Here is a 14095-nt window from a genome sequence, read left to right as displayed (position 1 = left end):
GGCGACCCACTGCCAGTCGTGGGTCGGCAGCGCCATCAGGGTTATCCACATCCCGACAAACTCGTCCCAGACAATGCTACCGTGATCGTGCACGCCCATATCTTTCGCCGTTTGATGGCACAGATAAACGCCGATACAGATAGACAACATGACCACCAGTGAATACAGCTGCCACGGCAGAAACGTCATTAAATACCAAAAAGGGATCGCCGCCAGCGATCCCATCGTGCCTGGAACAATTGGGCTCAGCCCGCTGCCAAAACCGGTGGCCAACAGGTGCCACGGATTGCGCATACTCAGGCGGCTTTTGGCGACATCTTTTTTAAGGCGCGGCAAAATGGTCATATCCTTTCCAGTCGAACGTGACGGGTTTTCCGTCGCGCGTAAAGTGAATGCCTTCCACGTCCGCGCTCATCTGCCCAATGCAGGTAAACGATGCGCCGAGATTCCCCAGCGCCACGTCCAGTGCGCCACGGTTAATTTCCGGTACGGTAAAGCATAACTCATAATCTTCACCACCCGAGAGCGCCCAGCGCAGGGCTTGTTCCGGCTCAACGTGTTGGGCAAATGCCGTAGAGTATGGCAACGCATCGACGTTAACCCGCGCCCCACAGCCGCAGGCCTTGACGATATGCCCCAGATCGGAAATCAGGCCGTCGGAAATATCGATAGCCGCACTGGCCAGATCGCGCAGGGCTTGTCCCTGCAAAATACGCGGCGTTGGACGCAGATGACGTTTAAGCAGATAGTCTGCGTCTTTTGCATCTGCCACCTGCAAGCGATCCTGCAAAATCGCCAGCCCGGCCGCGCTGTCGCCCGGCGTACCGGTCACATAAATCCAGTCCCCCGGTTTCGCACCGGAGCGTTTTAAGGCCCGTCCAACAGGGACGTAGCCGTGGATACCCAGCGTCATCGACAGTGGCCCACGCGTGGTGTCACCACCTATCAGCTGCATATCATAGTAATTGAGGAGTTCAAACAGGCCATCGCTGAAGGCTTCAAGCCAGGCTTCATCGACGTCAGGCAGCGTGAGCGCCAGCGTCAGCCACGCAGGATCGGCTCCCATCGCCGCCAGATCGCTCAAATTCACTGCCAGCGCTTTCCAGGCGAGATCGGTGGGATCAATGTCGGGGAGGAAGTGGTTGCCTGCCACCAGCGTATCGGTGCTGATCGCCAGCGTCTGTTTTTCAGGGATGTTCAGAAGTGCGCAATCGTCACCAATACCGGTTTCGACATCAAGACGAGACGTTCTTACGCGGTCAAAATAACGGGCAATCAGGGAAAATTCGCCGCATGCCATACGTTATGCCTCAGCAGAAAAAAAAGAAAAAGCCGGGGGCAGCGGAAACAAGTTCCACCATCCAGCCGGCCTCGGGATTACTTTTTGTTGGGGCGAATCACAGGTGCTGCTTTATCCAGTACGCCGTTCACGAATTTATGGCTGTCTTCAGCGCCGAAGGTTTTCGCCAGTTCAATCGCTTCGTTGATGGCCACTTTGTACGGCACATCACTACGTTTAGACAGTTCAAACAGCGCAATACGCAGCACGGCTTTTTCTACCTGACCCAGCTCTTCCAACAGACGAGACAGATAAGGCTTCATTAATCCATCCAGGTACGCGCTGTTAGTCGCCACCCCGGACAGCAGTTCACGGAAATACAGAACGTCGACATCTTTCACGTCCTGTTCCGCCAGGAACTGGTATTCAACATCAGCGATGTCGTTCTGGGACAACTGCCAGGAGTAGAGCGCCTGGACGGCACACTCACGGGCGCGGCGACGAGCAGCAGGTTTCACGGATTTCCCCTTACAAAAATCAGGCCTTGATGGCTTTCAATACATTAATCATTTCAAGTGCAGTCAGTGCAGCTTCTGCGCCTTTGTTGCCAGCTTTAGTGCCAGCACGTTCGATGGCTTGTTCAATACTTTCGGTGGTCAGAACACCGAAGGCTACCGGAATGCCACTGTCCTGAGCGACATGCGCCAGGCCATTGCTTGCACCGCCAGCCACATATTCGAAGTGCGCGGTACCACCACGAATCACCGTACCTAACGCAATCACCGCGTCGTATTTACCGGATTTTGCAAGTACCGAGGCTGCCAGCGGCAGCTCATACGCGCCCGGAACCCAAACGACGGTAATGTTTTCATCTTTAACCTGACCAATACGTTTCAGGGCGTCGATCGCACCTTCCAGCAGGCTGTCATTGATAAAGTTGTTGAAACGCGCAATGGTGATGGCGACGCGAGCGTCCGGGGTAGCAACGTTAGCTTCAATAATGTTCATATTCTTCCTTCGGATTCACTAGACCCCGCAGGGGGGCGGATTTTATCATAATAATCTGTGCGCTGCTTCCCTTTCGAACCGGGAGATCATGCGCCCACTAAATGCAGGCAAAGGTCCGGACCTACATGGCGTATTTCGTTGAATTTGAAATGGGGGGCGTCAGCCAGTTTCTCAAGGCCTGGAAGCACACATAATCCTCGTGCATCGCTGCCTAACAGTTTAGGCGCAACATACACGATTAGCTCATCGACCAGACCGGCCTGTAATAACGCGCCCGCAAGCGTTGGACCAGCTTCAACCCAAATGCTGTTAATTTGCTGCTTGCCCAGTTGCATCATCAGCACCACCAGATCCAGATGCCCGTTATGTTCCGGCACCTTCAGGCTGCGCACCGTCTCCGGCCAACTACGAGGATCATCTTTTGTCCGGGCAATCCAGGTTTCTCCAGGCTGTTGCACAATACGGTGTTCCGGCGTGACCTGATTCTGGCTATCAACAACAATGCGGATAGGCTGGCGCAGATTTTCCTGCGGGTAACTCGCCTGGGTTGACTCCCCAAGTTCCGACCAACGCACGGTAAGCTGAGGGTCGTCAGCCAACACCGTAGCGCTGCTGGTTAAGATGGCATGGCTTTGCGCCCGTAATCGTTGCACATCGCGACGCGCCTGTGGCGAGGTTATCCACTGGCTTTCACCACTGGCCATCGCCGTACGCCCATCAAGCGACGCACCAAGTTTAAGCTGCACGTAGGGGAATCCCGTACGCATACGCTTGAGAAAGCCTTTATTAAGCTGCTCAACCTCGCTCATCATCAGCCCGTGACTGACGTCAATGCCCGCCTGCTGCAAACGGTAGAGACCACGACCTGCTACCTGCGGATTGGGATCCTGCATCGCTGCAACCACACGTGACACGCCTGCGGCAATCAGCGCATCGCAGCACGGGGGTGTACGACCATGATGGCTGCAGGGTTCAAGCGTTACATAGGCAGTCGCCCCTTGCGCTTTTTCTCCAGCCATGCGCAGAGCGTGGACTTCGGCATGCGGTTCACCCGCGCGGTGATGATACCCTTCACCGACGATCTCCCCATCTTTGACAATCACGCAGCCCACGTTGGGATTGGGGTGAGTGGTAAAACGTCCGCGCGCAGCAAGCTTCAGCGCGCGCGCCATGTACAATTCATCCTGCATGGCTTAGTCCTGTAGGCGAGCAATCTCTTCGCCAAATTCTTTGATATCTTCGAAACTCCGGTAAACCGAGGCAAAGCGGATGTAGGCGACTTTATCGAGTTTTTTCAACTGCTCCATCACCAGGTTGCCGATCATCTTGCTCGGCACCTCACGCTCGCCAGTCGCACGCAGTTGTGATTTGATATGGTTCAACGCCATTTCGACGTCATCTGAGCTGACCGGACGTTTCTCAAGCGCTCTGAGCATGCCGCTGCGCAGCTTATCTTCATTAAAGGGTTCACGCACATCGTTGCTTTTCACAACGCGTGGCATGACAAGTTCAGCCACTTCAAAAGTGGTGAAACGTTCGTTACAGACCAGACACTGCCGACGGCGGCGTACTGAGGAGCCCTCGCCAACAAGACGAGAGTCAATTACCTTAGTGTCTACGGCGAAACAGAATGGGCAATGCATACGGCGTCCTGTCCTCAGTGGTTAACAGAAATCTATTTTACCCTGAACTGGCGTGACAACAAAGGCGCAGCGCTTTTGAGACAAAGGATCGATGCCTTCGTGCTCGGTGCGCACTACCATTATGCTATCGCGACAATGAAGGAAGTAATCACAATGACAAGACGTTACCTAAGAATTCTCCTGGTGGGAAGTCTCTTTAGTCTTAGCGCATGCGCACAGCAAAGCGAAGTACGCCAGATGCATCAAAGCGTTAGTACGTTGAATAAAGAGATGACACAGCTAAATCAGGAAACGGTAAAAATTACACAACAAAATATGTTGAATGCCAAATCAACCAGCGGAGCCTATCTGCTGCCGGGTTCCAATACACCAGCCCGACTGGACAGCCAGATTGGCATGTTACGGATGTCACTTGTCAATATTGCGCCGAACGCCGACGGCACGCGGCTCACATTACGTATTCAAGGTGAATCCACTACGCCTTTACCCGCCTTTAGCGCTACCGTCGAGTATGGACAAATTCAGGGCACCACGGATAACTATCAGGAAACGAACGTTCAGAACCAATTGGTAACTGCCCCAGCAAGTATCCTTGCTCCCAGCGACGTAGACATTCCGCTGCAGATAAATGGCCTCTCTCCGGACCAGTTAGGATTTGTTCGTATCCACGACATCCAGCCTGTTAATCAATAAACTTTTTTGCGGGACGTTTTGTGCGTTCCGCAACATCACTCCGGCCCGTTTTGTTACTCACCTGACATAACCGATATTTCTGGTAAAACTTGGCAACATTCATGGGAGCCAGTACAATTCGCCGCCTAAAGTAAACAAACGTGAACGCAATCGATTACGTAAATGATAGAACTGTGAAACAACACATATTTTTGTGAACAATGATTTTTATAATAGGCTCCGAAGAAACACGAAATATTTAGAAACGCAATTTGCGCCTTTTTCACTCCCGAAAGGGATTTCAAACAGTGGCATACATATGAAAAAAACATTACTTGCAGCCGGTGCAGTGCTGGCGCTCTCCTCGTCTTTTACTGCCAACGCTGCAGAAAATGACAAACCGCAATATCTGTCCGACTGGTGGCACCAGAGCGTCAACGTGGTGGGTAGCTACCACACCCGTTTCTCCCCGAAACTGAACAATGACGTGTATCTGGAATACGAAGCGTTTGCCAAAAAAGACTGGTTTGACTTCTATGGCTACATCGATATTCCGAAAACCTTCGACTGGGGTAACGGCAACGATAAAGGCATCTGGTCTGACGGTTCCCCGCTGTTTATGGAAATCGAACCGCGTTTCTCCATCGATAAACTGACCGGTGCTGACCTGAGCTTTGGTCCGTTCAAAGAGTGGTATTTCGCCAACAACTACATCTACGATATGGGTGATAACAAAGCCAGCCGCCAGAGCACCTGGTATATGGGTCTGGGTACCGATATCGATACCGGTCTGCCGATGGGTCTGTCCCTGAACGTGTATGCTAAATACCAGTGGCAGAACTATGGCGCATCCAACGAAAACGAGTGGGATGGCTACCGTTTCAAAGTGAAATACTTCGTGCCGATCACCCAGGTTTGGGGCGGCCAACTGACCTACATCGGCTTCACCAACTTCGACTGGGGCTCCGATTTGGGTGATGATCCGAACCGCACCAGCAACTCTATCGCTTCCAGCCACGTCCTGGCGCTGAACTACGATCACTGGCACTACTCCGTAGTAGCGCGTTATTTCCATAACGGCGGCCAGTGGAAAGGTGGAGATACTCTGAACTGGGGCGAAGGCGACTTCAGCGCGAAATCTACCGGTTGGGGTGGTTACCTGGTCGTAGGTTACAACTTCTAATCCTGCCAATTGATCGCAGACAAGCCAGCTTAACCGCTGGCTTTTTTATGGCTGGTCTTCACAGCGTACTTTACGTAAAAAATCACTTAGCGAGCGATCTGCAGATTCACGAAAATGCCTGTCGAGCGGCGTGATCTTCAGACACCGATCAACGCGAAAGCAGCGATAATCGTCACGTTTCTCGCACCAGGCAACCAGCAACCAGTGTTCACCCCAGAAAAATAACCCCAGCGGCTGAACGTCGCGCCAGGAGAGATTCCCGGACTCGTCGCGATAATGCAGCGCCAGCACCTGCTGCGCCGAAACCGCGCGATGTATGAGATCAAAAGCACTGCGTGAATGCGGCTGATTGCCAAAATCTGGCGCGAAAACCCGCGTTTGCTCGGCTCTGCGCCGACACTCTGGCGGCAATATCGACAGCACTTTTTCCTGCGCGGATTCCAGCGCCTGTGAGAGTGAATCCCCGCCCCATGTTTTCAGCAACCGAATCGCTACCATTAACGCTTCTGATTCGCGATGCGTTAACATCAACGGCGGCAGATCAAACCCCGCCATTAAGCGGTATCCACTGCCCACTTCACCTTCAATGGGCACGCCGGATAAAGAGAGATCGCGGATATCGCGATAAATCGTCCTTTCAGAAACCTCAAGACGTTCTGCCAGCAGCGCCGCCGTTGTCACTCGCCTGCCACGCAGGATTTGTACAATCTGAAACAAGCGGTCGGCGCGTCTGGTCATTTTAATCCTCAGTCCTGAAAATATTACGCGGGTTGATGTAAACCAACACGATTGCCTTCGCTGTCAGTAAACAGCGCAATAGTGCCAATATCCTGCCCCAGTTCGAGCGGACCAAACACGCACTGGCCGCCAGCGGTGGCGACGCGTTTAAGCGTTGCAGCCAAATCGTCCGTATGCAGATAAATAATAGCGCCCTGCGCTGAAGGCGTAATACCGTCAAATTTAGCCAGCGCCCCGCCGGGAGCGGGATCCTGATGTGGAAATACGGCCAGCTCCGCGCTGTCCATATTCTCACGACGCAAAGAAACCTGCATCACTGGCTCATAAAAAGCAATGGCGCGCTCCATTTGTGCCACGGGGATTTCAAACCAGCTAATTACGTTATTCATACTTCCTCCTGCCTGTGTGGGTAATCTCAGAAGGACTATAAGACAGGGCTACTGACAGCATACTGTCAGTAGTATGGCGACCGGAAAAGATAATGGACTGCTACCAAATCGCAGGCAAAAAAAATCCCGACCTTGCGATCGGGATTCCAGTATCTTCACTCTTAATAGTTTAAGGCAGAATTGACGGTTGATCCGCCCCTTCTTTCTCAACCTTCTGCTGCAGCATGTGCTCACGCTTCATACCCAGCTTCAGCGCCAGCGCCGATGCTACGTAGATAGAAGATGCAGTACCGATGGAAACACCGATCAGCATCGTCAGCGAGAAGCCTTCCAGTACCGGACCACCGAACAGGAACAGCATCAGAATAACCATCAACGTCGTACCGGACGTAATCAACGTACGGTGCAGCGTCTGAGTCAATGACACGTTAAAGATTTCGTAAGGCGTACCGCGACGAATTTTGCGGAAGTTTTCACGAATACGGTCAGATACGACGATACTGTCGTTCAGCGAGTAACCGATTACCGACATCAACGATGCGACGATAGTCAGATCAATTTCAATATGGAACAACGACAGGATCCCAAGTGTGATAATCACGTCGTGCGCCAGAGCGATAACTACCCCTGCCGCCAGTCGCCACTCAAAGCGGAAACCGACGTACACCAGGATGGATATTAACGCCGCCATCAGCGCCATTGCACCGGTTTGCGCCAGGTCTGCACCCACGCTCGGACCCACGAATTCAATTCGCTTCACCGCGGCGTTTTGGTTGGTGGATTCGTTAATCACACTCAACACTTTGCTGCCCAGTACCTGACCGCCGTCTGCGCCTTCAGTTGGCGGCATACGCACCATAATGTCGTGGCTGCTGCCGAAGTTCTGCAGAAGCGGATCAACAAAGCCCGCTTTCTCCAGCGCATCGCGCATCACGTCCATATCGGCCGGTTTTTCCAGCGTGATTTCAATTACCGTACCACCGGTGAAATCGAGACCCCAGTTAAACCCGCGTACGCCCATCACCACGATGGCCGCAATCAGCAGGAAACCTGAAATGCCGAAAGCCCAGTAGTCCCAGCGCATAAAGTCCCAGACTTTACGGCCGTGGTTCAATTGTTCAACAGTATATTCCTGTGCCACTTCGCACTCCTCAGATTGACAGCTTTTTGACGCGCTTGCCGCCATACAACAGGTTTACGATGGCACGTGTACCGACAATCGCGGTAAACATCGACGTCGCCACACCAATACCGGTAGTAATCGCGAACCCTTTAATTGCCCCGGTGCCAACTGCGTACAGGATAATGACCTTAATCAGCGTCGTAATGTTCGCATCAAAGATGGAGCTAAATGCACCCGCATAACCTTCATTGATGGCCTGCTGCACCGAACGCCCGTTACTCAACTCTTCTTTGATACGTTCGTTAATCAGTACGTTCGCATCGACCGCGACGGCAAGGGTTAAGACGATCCCCGCAATCCCCGGCATACTCAGCGTAGCGCCCGGCAGCAGCGACATAATACCGACAATCAGTACCAGGTTAGCAATCAGCGCACTGGTCGCGATCAGACCGAACTTCTTATAGAAGAAGATCATGAACAGGATAGACACCACCAGACCGGCCAGACACGCTTCCAGACCCTGTTTAATGTTCTGCATACCCAAGGTAGGACCGATGGTACGTTCTTCAACAATCTGAATCGGCGCAATCAACGCACCGGCACGTAACAGCAGAGAAAGCTGACGCGCTTCGTTCGGGTTGTTAATACCGGTGATACGGAAGCTGTTGCCCAGGCGAGACTGGATGTTAGCGATGTTAATCACCTCTTCCTGTTTCACCAGCACTGCGCGACCGTTGGCATCTTTTTTACCGCTGTCTTTGTACTCCACGAACAGGGTCGCCATCGGCTTACCGATGTTGTCCTTGGTGAAGTTGGACATGATGTTACCACCCGCGCTATCCAGCGAGATGTTAACCTGCGGCTGATTGTATTCGTCCTGGCTGGAAGTGGAGTCGGTGATATGATCACCGGTCAGGATCACGCGTTTGTACAGCACAACCGGCTGACCTTCACGAGACTGTTTCACTTCCGAATCACCCGGTACACGCCCGGATGCCGCAGCAGACTGGTCAACGTTGGTGTTCACCAGACGGAATTCCAGCGTCGCGGTAGCGCCCAGAATTTCTTTCGCACGCGCGGTATCCTGAATGCCTGGCAGTTCGACCACAATGCGGTCAGCACCCTGACGTTGGACCACCGGCTCAGCAACACCCAGTTGGTTAACACGATTACGCAGAATATTGATGTTCTGCTGTACCGCGTACTCACGGGCTTCGCTCAGGCGCGCATCGGTCATCACCGCACGCAGAGCATTGCTGCCCTGGCTGGAAATAACCAGATCCTGGTGACGCTTGCTCAGGTAAGAGATAGCTTCATCACGAGCGCTGCTATCACGGAAGGTGATGCTCAGACCGTAGTTATCTTCTTTGCGAACGGTAGTATAAGGAATGCCTTTTTCACGCAGATCGCTGCGCAGGCTATCGATATTTTGTTCCTGCAACTTACTCAGCGCGGTGTCCATATCCACTTCCATCAGGAAGTGAACGCCGCCACGCAGGTCAAGACCGAGTTTCATCGGTTCTGCGTGAATGGCTGCCAGCCAGCGTGGAGTTGCCGGTGCAAGGTTAAGCGCCACGACGTATTGATCGCCCAATACGCCCATTAACACTTCACGAGCGCGCAGTTGGGTATCAGTGGAGTCGAAGCGCGCAAGAATAGCACCCTCTTCCAGAGCCACAGACTTAGGTGTGATTTTATCTTCTTGTAACGTTTTCTGGACCTGGATCAGCGTTTGCTCACTGGCGGCGGCACCGCGCACGCCAGTGATTTGAACAGCCGGATCCTCACCATACAGGTTGGGAAGCGCATAGAGCAGACCGACGACAATAACGACGATCAGCATGACATACTTCCACAAAGGATAACGGTTTAACACGGCAGTTCCCTTTGGGAAAACAATAAATTACAGCGCCTTCATGGTGCCTTTCGGCAGAACGGCAGCTACGAAATCACGTTTAATAACCACTTCAGTGGTGTCGTTCAGCGCGATAGCGATGTAGCCAGATTCTGCTACTTTGGTCACGCGACCCACCAGACCACCGTTAGTAAGCACTTCATCGCCTTTCGCAATGGAGTTCATCAGATTTTTGTGTTCTTTGGTGCGCTTTTGCTGCGGGCGCAGGATCATGAAGTAGAAAATCAGACCAAACACCACCAGCATCAGAATCAGAGACATCGGGCTGCCCTGCGCCGGAGCACCTGTTGCCGCTACCGCATCAGAAATAAAAAAGCTCATTCAAATTCCCTCATTATTAAAATTAATCAACGTTCACAGGTGGAACTGGTCTACCCTGACGTTGGTAAAAATCGGTCACGAAGCTCTCTAATTTACCCTCTTCAATAGCCTTGCGTAAACCCGCCATCAAACGCTGGTAGTAGCGAAGGTTATGAATCGTGTTGAGTCGCGCGCCCAATATTTCGTTGCAACGGTCGAGATGATGCAAGTAAGCGCGCGAATAATTGCGACAGGTGTAGCAATCACACTCAGCATCGAGCGGACTGGTGTCGCTTTTATGTTTCGCGTTACGAATTTTTACCACGCCGTCAGTCACAAACAAATGACCATTACGGGCATTTCGCGTTGGCATCACGCAGTCAAACATATCGATACCGCGACGTACGCCTTCAACCAGATCTTCTGGTTTGCCGACGCCCATCAGGTAACGAGGTTTATCTGCCGGAATCTGTGGGCATACATGCTCCAGGATGCGGTGCATATCTTCCTTCGGCTCACCGACAGCCAAACCGCCGACAGCGTAGCCATCAAAACCGATGTCTACCAGACCTTTAACGGAGATATCACGTAAATCTTCGTAAACACTGCCCTGAATGATGCCAAAAAGCGCATTTTTGTTGCCGAGGCTATCAAAACGATCCCGACTGCGCTTCGCCCAACGCAGAGACATCTCCATCGAGCGTTTAGCATAGTCCCAGTCGGCCGGATACGGTGTACATTCGTCGAAGATCATGACGATATCGGAACCGAGATCGTATTGAATCTCCATCGACTTCTCGGGATCGAGGAAAATCGGATCGCCGTTGATCGGGTTACGGAAATGCACGCCCTGCTCGGTAATCTTACGGATATCACCCAGGCTGAAAACCTGGAAGCCGCCGGAATCGGTGAGGATTGGCCCTTTCCACTGCATAAAATCGTGCAGATCGCCATGCAGTTTCATGATTTCCTGCCCCGGGCGCAGCCACAGGTGGAAGGTGTTACCGAGGATAATCTGCGCGCCAGTTGCTTCAACTTCTTCCGGCGTCATGCCTTTCACGGTGCCGTAAGTACCGACCGGCATAAAAGCAGGTGTTTCTACTACGCCACGATCAAAAACCAGGCGGCCGCGGCGAGCGCGACCGTCTGTGGTATCCAGTTCAAATTTCATCTTAACTCCTGCGTCAGAAAAACAGTCCGACGTTTTAAATACTCATATCGCGGATTTATTCCCCGACACGCTCAGAAATAGCCTGCGGATTGTACGTGATAAACATCGCATCACCGTAACTAAAAAAGCGATATTCCGCTTTTACCGCTTCATGATAGGCGTGCATGGTGTTTTTATAACCAGCAAACGCGGAAACCAGCATGATCAGCGTTGATTCCGGCAGGTGGAAGTTGGTTACCAGGGCATCAATCACCTGATATTTATAGCCAGGATAAATGAATATTTGCGTATCGCCGAAAAACGGCTCGATAAGGTCGTTTTTGGCCGCCTGCGCCGCGCTTTCCAGTGAACGTACGGAGGTGGTGCCCACCGCAATCACGCGGTTGCCGCGCGCTTTCGCCGCCAGCACAGCATCAACGACATCCTGCGGCACTTCCGCATATTCGGAGTGCATGATGTGATCTTCGATGGTGTCTACGCGCACCGGCTGGAAAGTCCCCGCGCCCACGTGCAGCGTGACGAACGCCATTTCAATGCCTTTATCGCGCAGCTTAGCCAGCAGCGGATCGTCAAAGTGCAGACCCGCAGTCGGCGCGGCGACCGCACCGGGCTTTTCGCTATACACGGTCTGATACAGCTCGCGATCGGCATCTTCATCCGGACGGTCAATATACGGTGGCAGCGGCATATGGCCGATGGCGTTAAGGATATCCAGCACGCTGCGCTCGTCGTTAAACTCGACTTCAAACAGCGCGTCATGGCGTGCCACCATCGTTGCTTTAATACTTTCGTCGTCGCCCAGCAGCAGCTCGGCCCCCGGCTTCGGCGCTTTCGAGGCGCGAATATGCGCCAGAATACGTTTGTCATCCAACATACGCTCGACCAGCACCTCGATCTTGCCGCCGCTGGCTTTACGGCCAAACAGACGCGCCGGAATAACGCGGGTGTTGTTAAAGACCAGCAAATCGCCAGGGTTGAGCTTATCGAGCAAATCGGTGAAAGTACCGTGCGTCAGCGCGCCCGTCGGCCCGTCCAAAGACAGCAAGCGGCAACTACTGCGCTCAGCTTGCGGATAGTGGGCAATCAGGGATTCGGGTAGTTCAAAGGTGAAATCGGTAACGCGCATGACACTGACTCAGACTAAAATAAGAGGCGGGTAGTCTAGTGCCGGGGCGTCCTCCCTGCAACCTTTACCCCTCAAGTTAAGAGACATAATCTATACACAAAATCATTCAAGATGCATCGAGGCGGCAACTGAATGAGTCCCCGGGAGCTTACTCAAGTAAGTGACTGGGGTGAGTGAAGGCAGCCAACAAAGAGGCAGTTTGAAGGATGAAGTGGATATGAATTTTCTTGCACATTTGCATCTGGCTCACCTTGCCGACAGCTCGCTTTCCGGCAATTTGTTGGCCGACTTTGTCCGGGGCAATCCGGAAACGCACTATTCGCCTGACGTGGTAGAAGGCATCTTCATGCACCGTCGTATCGACGTGATGACCGATAACCTGCCGCAGGTGCGTGAAGCCAAAGAGTGGTTTCGCAGCGAAACGCGCCGTGTCGCGCCGATTACGCTGGACGTAATGTGGGATCATTTTCTGTCGCGCCACTGGTCGGAAATATCCCCCGACTTCCCGCTGGCGGACTTTGTGCGCTATGCTCGCACCCAGGTGACCACTATTTTGCCTGAATCGCCACCGCGCTTTATCAATTTAAACAACTATATGTGGTCAGAGAAATGGCTTGAGCGCTATCGGGACATGGATTTTATCCAGAACGTCCTGAATGGCATGGCCAGCCGCCGCCCACGACTCGATGCCCTGCGTGACTCATGGTATGACCTGGATACGCATTACGATGCGTTAGAGGAACGATTCTGGCAGTTTTATCCGCAAATGATGGAACAGGCGCAGCGTAAAACCCTTTGACTACAGCCCATATTAGCCGCCGGATAAGCAGTAGCCGCCATCCGGCAAAAGATTGATAGACAAAACCTGTCTCATTGATTGCCAGCGCCTCTTTGTCTTATTCCCGAACACTCTCTATACTGGCCCGCGTTGCGTTCCAAAAACCCCTTAACATTGCAGGAGAATTATATGGTACTGGTAACTCGTCAGGCTCCGGATTTCACAGCAGCTGCGGTACTGGGTAGCGGTGAGATCGTTGAAAACTTCAACTTCAAACAGCATACCAACGGTAAAACTACCGTTCTGTTCTTCTGGCCGATGGACTTCACCTTCGTTTGCCCGTCTGAACTGATCGCTTTCGACAAACGTTACGAAGAATTCCAGAAGCGCGGCGTGGAAGTTGTTGGCGTTTCCTTCGACTCTGAATTTGTCCACAACGCATGGCGTAACACCCCTGTCGACAAAGGCGGCATCGGTGCAGTGAAATACGCAATGGTTGCTGACATCAAACGCGAAATCCAGAAAGCCTACGGCATCGAGCACCCGGAAGCGGGCGTTGCTCTGCGCGGTTCTTTCCTGATCGACGCTAACGGCGTTGTTCGCCACCAGGTGGTTAACGATCTGCCGCTGGGTCGTAACATCGACGAAATGCTGCGCATGGTTGACGCGCTGCAGTTCCACGAAGAGCACGGCGACGTTTGCCCGGCACAGTGGGAAAAAGGTAAAGAAGGTATGAACGCGTCTCCGGACGGCGTGGCAAAATACCTGAC

Annotated in this window: 17 protein-coding genes; 4 read left to right on the top strand and 13 right to left on the bottom strand. The window is 52.8% G+C overall.

Going from position 1 to position 14095, the window contains the following annotated elements:
* The 6 genes from FDW87_RS21690 to nrdR form a co-directional block, all read right to left on the bottom strand.
* A partial coding sequence (locus tag FDW87_RS21690) for a phosphatidylglycerophosphatase A (protein WP_252362987.1) occupies nucleotides 1-345 on the bottom strand: 345 nt, incomplete at its 3' end.
* Nucleotides 323-1300, bottom strand: a complete 978-nt coding sequence (gene thiL / locus FDW87_RS03475) for a thiamine-phosphate kinase (protein WP_137379461.1) — start codon at nucleotides 1298-1300, stop codon at nucleotides 323-325. The genes thiL and FDW87_RS21690, both read right to left, overlap by 23 nt.
* A gap of 77 nt (nucleotides 1301-1377) precedes the next feature.
* Nucleotides 1378-1797, bottom strand: coding sequence for a transcription antitermination factor NusB (gene nusB, locus FDW87_RS03470; RefSeq protein WP_000801129.1), 420 nt, complete (start codon nucleotides 1795-1797; stop codon nucleotides 1378-1380).
* Nucleotides 1798-1816: 19 nt separating this feature from the next.
* A complete protein-coding gene (gene ribE / locus FDW87_RS03465) occupies nucleotides 1817-2287 on the bottom strand; it encodes a 6,7-dimethyl-8-ribityllumazine synthase (RefSeq protein ID WP_016152034.1) in 471 nt (156 codons plus the stop codon).
* Nucleotides 2288-2373: 86 nt separating this feature from the next.
* Nucleotides 2374-3477 (bottom strand): bifunctional diaminohydroxyphosphoribosylaminopyrimidine deaminase/5-amino-6-(5-phosphoribosylamino)uracil reductase RibD, encoded by a 1104-nt coding sequence (ribD, locus tag FDW87_RS03460; protein ID WP_016152033.1) that lies wholly within the window; start codon nucleotides 3475-3477, stop codon nucleotides 2374-2376.
* A 3-nt stretch (nucleotides 3478-3480) separates the two neighbouring features.
* Nucleotides 3481-3930, bottom strand: a complete 450-nt coding sequence (nrdR, locus tag FDW87_RS03455) for a transcriptional regulator NrdR (RefSeq protein ID WP_016152032.1) — start codon at nucleotides 3928-3930, stop codon at nucleotides 3481-3483.
* Between the two features lie 153 nt (nucleotides 3931-4083).
* On the opposite strand from nrdR, the gene FDW87_RS03450 reads away from it, so the two are divergent.
* Together FDW87_RS03450 and FDW87_RS03445 are read left to right on the top strand one after the other, a co-directional pair.
* Nucleotides 4084-4623, top strand: coding sequence for a DUF3251 domain-containing protein (locus FDW87_RS03450; RefSeq protein WP_016155853.1), 540 nt, complete (start codon nucleotides 4084-4086; stop codon nucleotides 4621-4623).
* A gap of 298 nt (nucleotides 4624-4921) precedes the next feature.
* A complete protein-coding gene (locus tag FDW87_RS03445; protein ID WP_003021561.1) occupies nucleotides 4922-5785 on the top strand; it encodes a nucleoside-specific channel-forming protein Tsx in 864 nt (287 codons plus the stop codon).
* Nucleotides 5786-5830: 45 nt separating this feature from the next.
* Here FDW87_RS03445 and FDW87_RS03440 read toward each other — a convergent pair whose 3' ends face one another.
* The 7 genes from FDW87_RS03440 to queA form a co-directional block, all read right to left on the bottom strand.
* Complete coding sequence (locus FDW87_RS03440) at nucleotides 5831-6523, bottom strand: YafY family protein (protein WP_137379460.1); 693 nt, start codon at nucleotides 6521-6523, stop codon at nucleotides 5831-5833.
* Between the two features lie 23 nt (nucleotides 6524-6546).
* A complete protein-coding gene (locus FDW87_RS03435; protein ID WP_016152028.1) occupies nucleotides 6547-6912 on the bottom strand; it encodes a VOC family protein in 366 nt (121 codons plus the stop codon).
* 169 nt (nucleotides 6913-7081) lie between these two features.
* Entirely contained in the window at nucleotides 7082-8053 is a 972-nt protein-coding gene (gene secF, locus FDW87_RS03430) for a protein translocase subunit SecF (protein WP_003021550.1), read from the bottom strand.
* A gap of 10 nt (nucleotides 8054-8063) precedes the next feature.
* Nucleotides 8064-9911: a protein translocase subunit SecD gene (gene secD, locus FDW87_RS03425; protein WP_003021547.1), complete on the bottom strand. Its 1848-nt coding sequence runs from the start codon at nucleotides 9909-9911 to the stop codon at nucleotides 8064-8066.
* Nucleotides 9912-9938: 27 nt separating this feature from the next.
* Nucleotides 9939-10271 (bottom strand): preprotein translocase subunit YajC, encoded by a 333-nt coding sequence (gene yajC / locus FDW87_RS03420; protein WP_003021544.1) that lies wholly within the window; start codon nucleotides 10269-10271, stop codon nucleotides 9939-9941.
* 22 nt (nucleotides 10272-10293) lie between these two features.
* The gene (gene tgt / locus FDW87_RS03415) at nucleotides 10294-11421 is read right to left on the bottom strand and encodes a tRNA guanosine(34) transglycosylase Tgt (protein ID WP_003021535.1); all 1128 of its coding nucleotides are present in this window, start codon (nucleotides 11419-11421) and stop codon (nucleotides 10294-10296) included.
* Between the two features lie 55 nt (nucleotides 11422-11476).
* Nucleotides 11477-12547, bottom strand: coding sequence for a tRNA preQ1(34) S-adenosylmethionine ribosyltransferase-isomerase QueA (gene queA, locus FDW87_RS03410; RefSeq protein ID WP_003021529.1), 1071 nt, complete (start codon nucleotides 12545-12547; stop codon nucleotides 11477-11479).
* A 217-nt stretch (nucleotides 12548-12764) separates the two neighbouring features.
* On the opposite strand from queA, the gene acpH reads away from it, so the two are divergent.
* Together acpH and FDW87_RS03400 are read left to right on the top strand one after the other, a co-directional pair.
* Nucleotides 12765-13346: an ACP phosphodiesterase gene (acpH, locus tag FDW87_RS03405; protein WP_019076154.1), complete on the top strand. Its 582-nt coding sequence runs from the start codon at nucleotides 12765-12767 to the stop codon at nucleotides 13344-13346.
* A gap of 168 nt (nucleotides 13347-13514) precedes the next feature.
* Nucleotides 13515-14095 (top strand): peroxiredoxin C (locus FDW87_RS03400; RefSeq protein WP_137379479.1); only part of this gene is annotated, 581 nt, incomplete at its 3' end.

This window comes from Citrobacter sp. wls826, assembly GCF_005281245.1.
GTDB classification, from domain to species: domain Bacteria; phylum Pseudomonadota; class Gammaproteobacteria; order Enterobacterales; family Enterobacteriaceae; genus Citrobacter; species Citrobacter braakii.
Note: the sequence above shows the minus strand (reverse complement) of the source record. Positions and strands in the feature narration are given on the sequence as shown.

Excerpts from the sequence above, each read along its gene's own strand:
- queA (WP_003021529.1), bottom strand. The coding sequence starts at position 12,547 with ATGCGCGTTACCGATTTCACCTTTGAACTACCCGAATCCCTGATTGCC.
- FDW87_RS03445 (WP_003021561.1), top strand. The coding sequence starts at position 4,922 with ATGAAAAAAACATTACTTGCAGCCGGTGCAGTGCTGGCGCTCTCCTCG.
- ribD (WP_016152033.1), bottom strand. The coding sequence starts at position 3,477 with ATGCAGGATGAATTGTACATGGCGCGCGCGCTGAAGCTTGCTGCGCGC.
- tgt (WP_003021535.1), bottom strand. The coding sequence starts at position 11,421 with ATGAAATTTGAACTGGATACCACAGACGGTCGCGCTCGCCGCGGCCGC.
- yajC (WP_003021544.1), bottom strand. The coding sequence starts at position 10,271 with ATGAGCTTTTTTATTTCTGATGCGGTAGCGGCAACAGGTGCTCCGGCG.
- ribE (WP_016152034.1), bottom strand. The coding sequence starts at position 2,287 with ATGAACATTATTGAAGCTAACGTTGCTACCCCGGACGCTCGCGTCGCC.
- nrdR (WP_016152032.1), bottom strand. The coding sequence starts at position 3,930 with ATGCATTGCCCATTCTGTTTCGCCGTAGACACTAAGGTAATTGACTCT.
- FDW87_RS03450 (WP_016155853.1), top strand. The coding sequence starts at position 4,084 with ATGACAAGACGTTACCTAAGAATTCTCCTGGTGGGAAGTCTCTTTAGT.
- FDW87_RS03440 (WP_137379460.1), bottom strand. The coding sequence starts at position 6,523 with ATGACCAGACGCGCCGACCGCTTGTTTCAGATTGTACAAATCCTGCGT.
- thiL (WP_137379461.1), bottom strand. The coding sequence starts at position 1,300 with ATGGCATGCGGCGAATTTTCCCTGATTGCCCGTTATTTTGACCGCGTA.
- FDW87_RS03435 (WP_016152028.1), bottom strand. The coding sequence starts at position 6,912 with ATGAATAACGTAATTAGCTGGTTTGAAATCCCCGTGGCACAAATGGAG.
- acpH (WP_019076154.1), top strand. The coding sequence starts at position 12,765 with ATGAATTTTCTTGCACATTTGCATCTGGCTCACCTTGCCGACAGCTCG.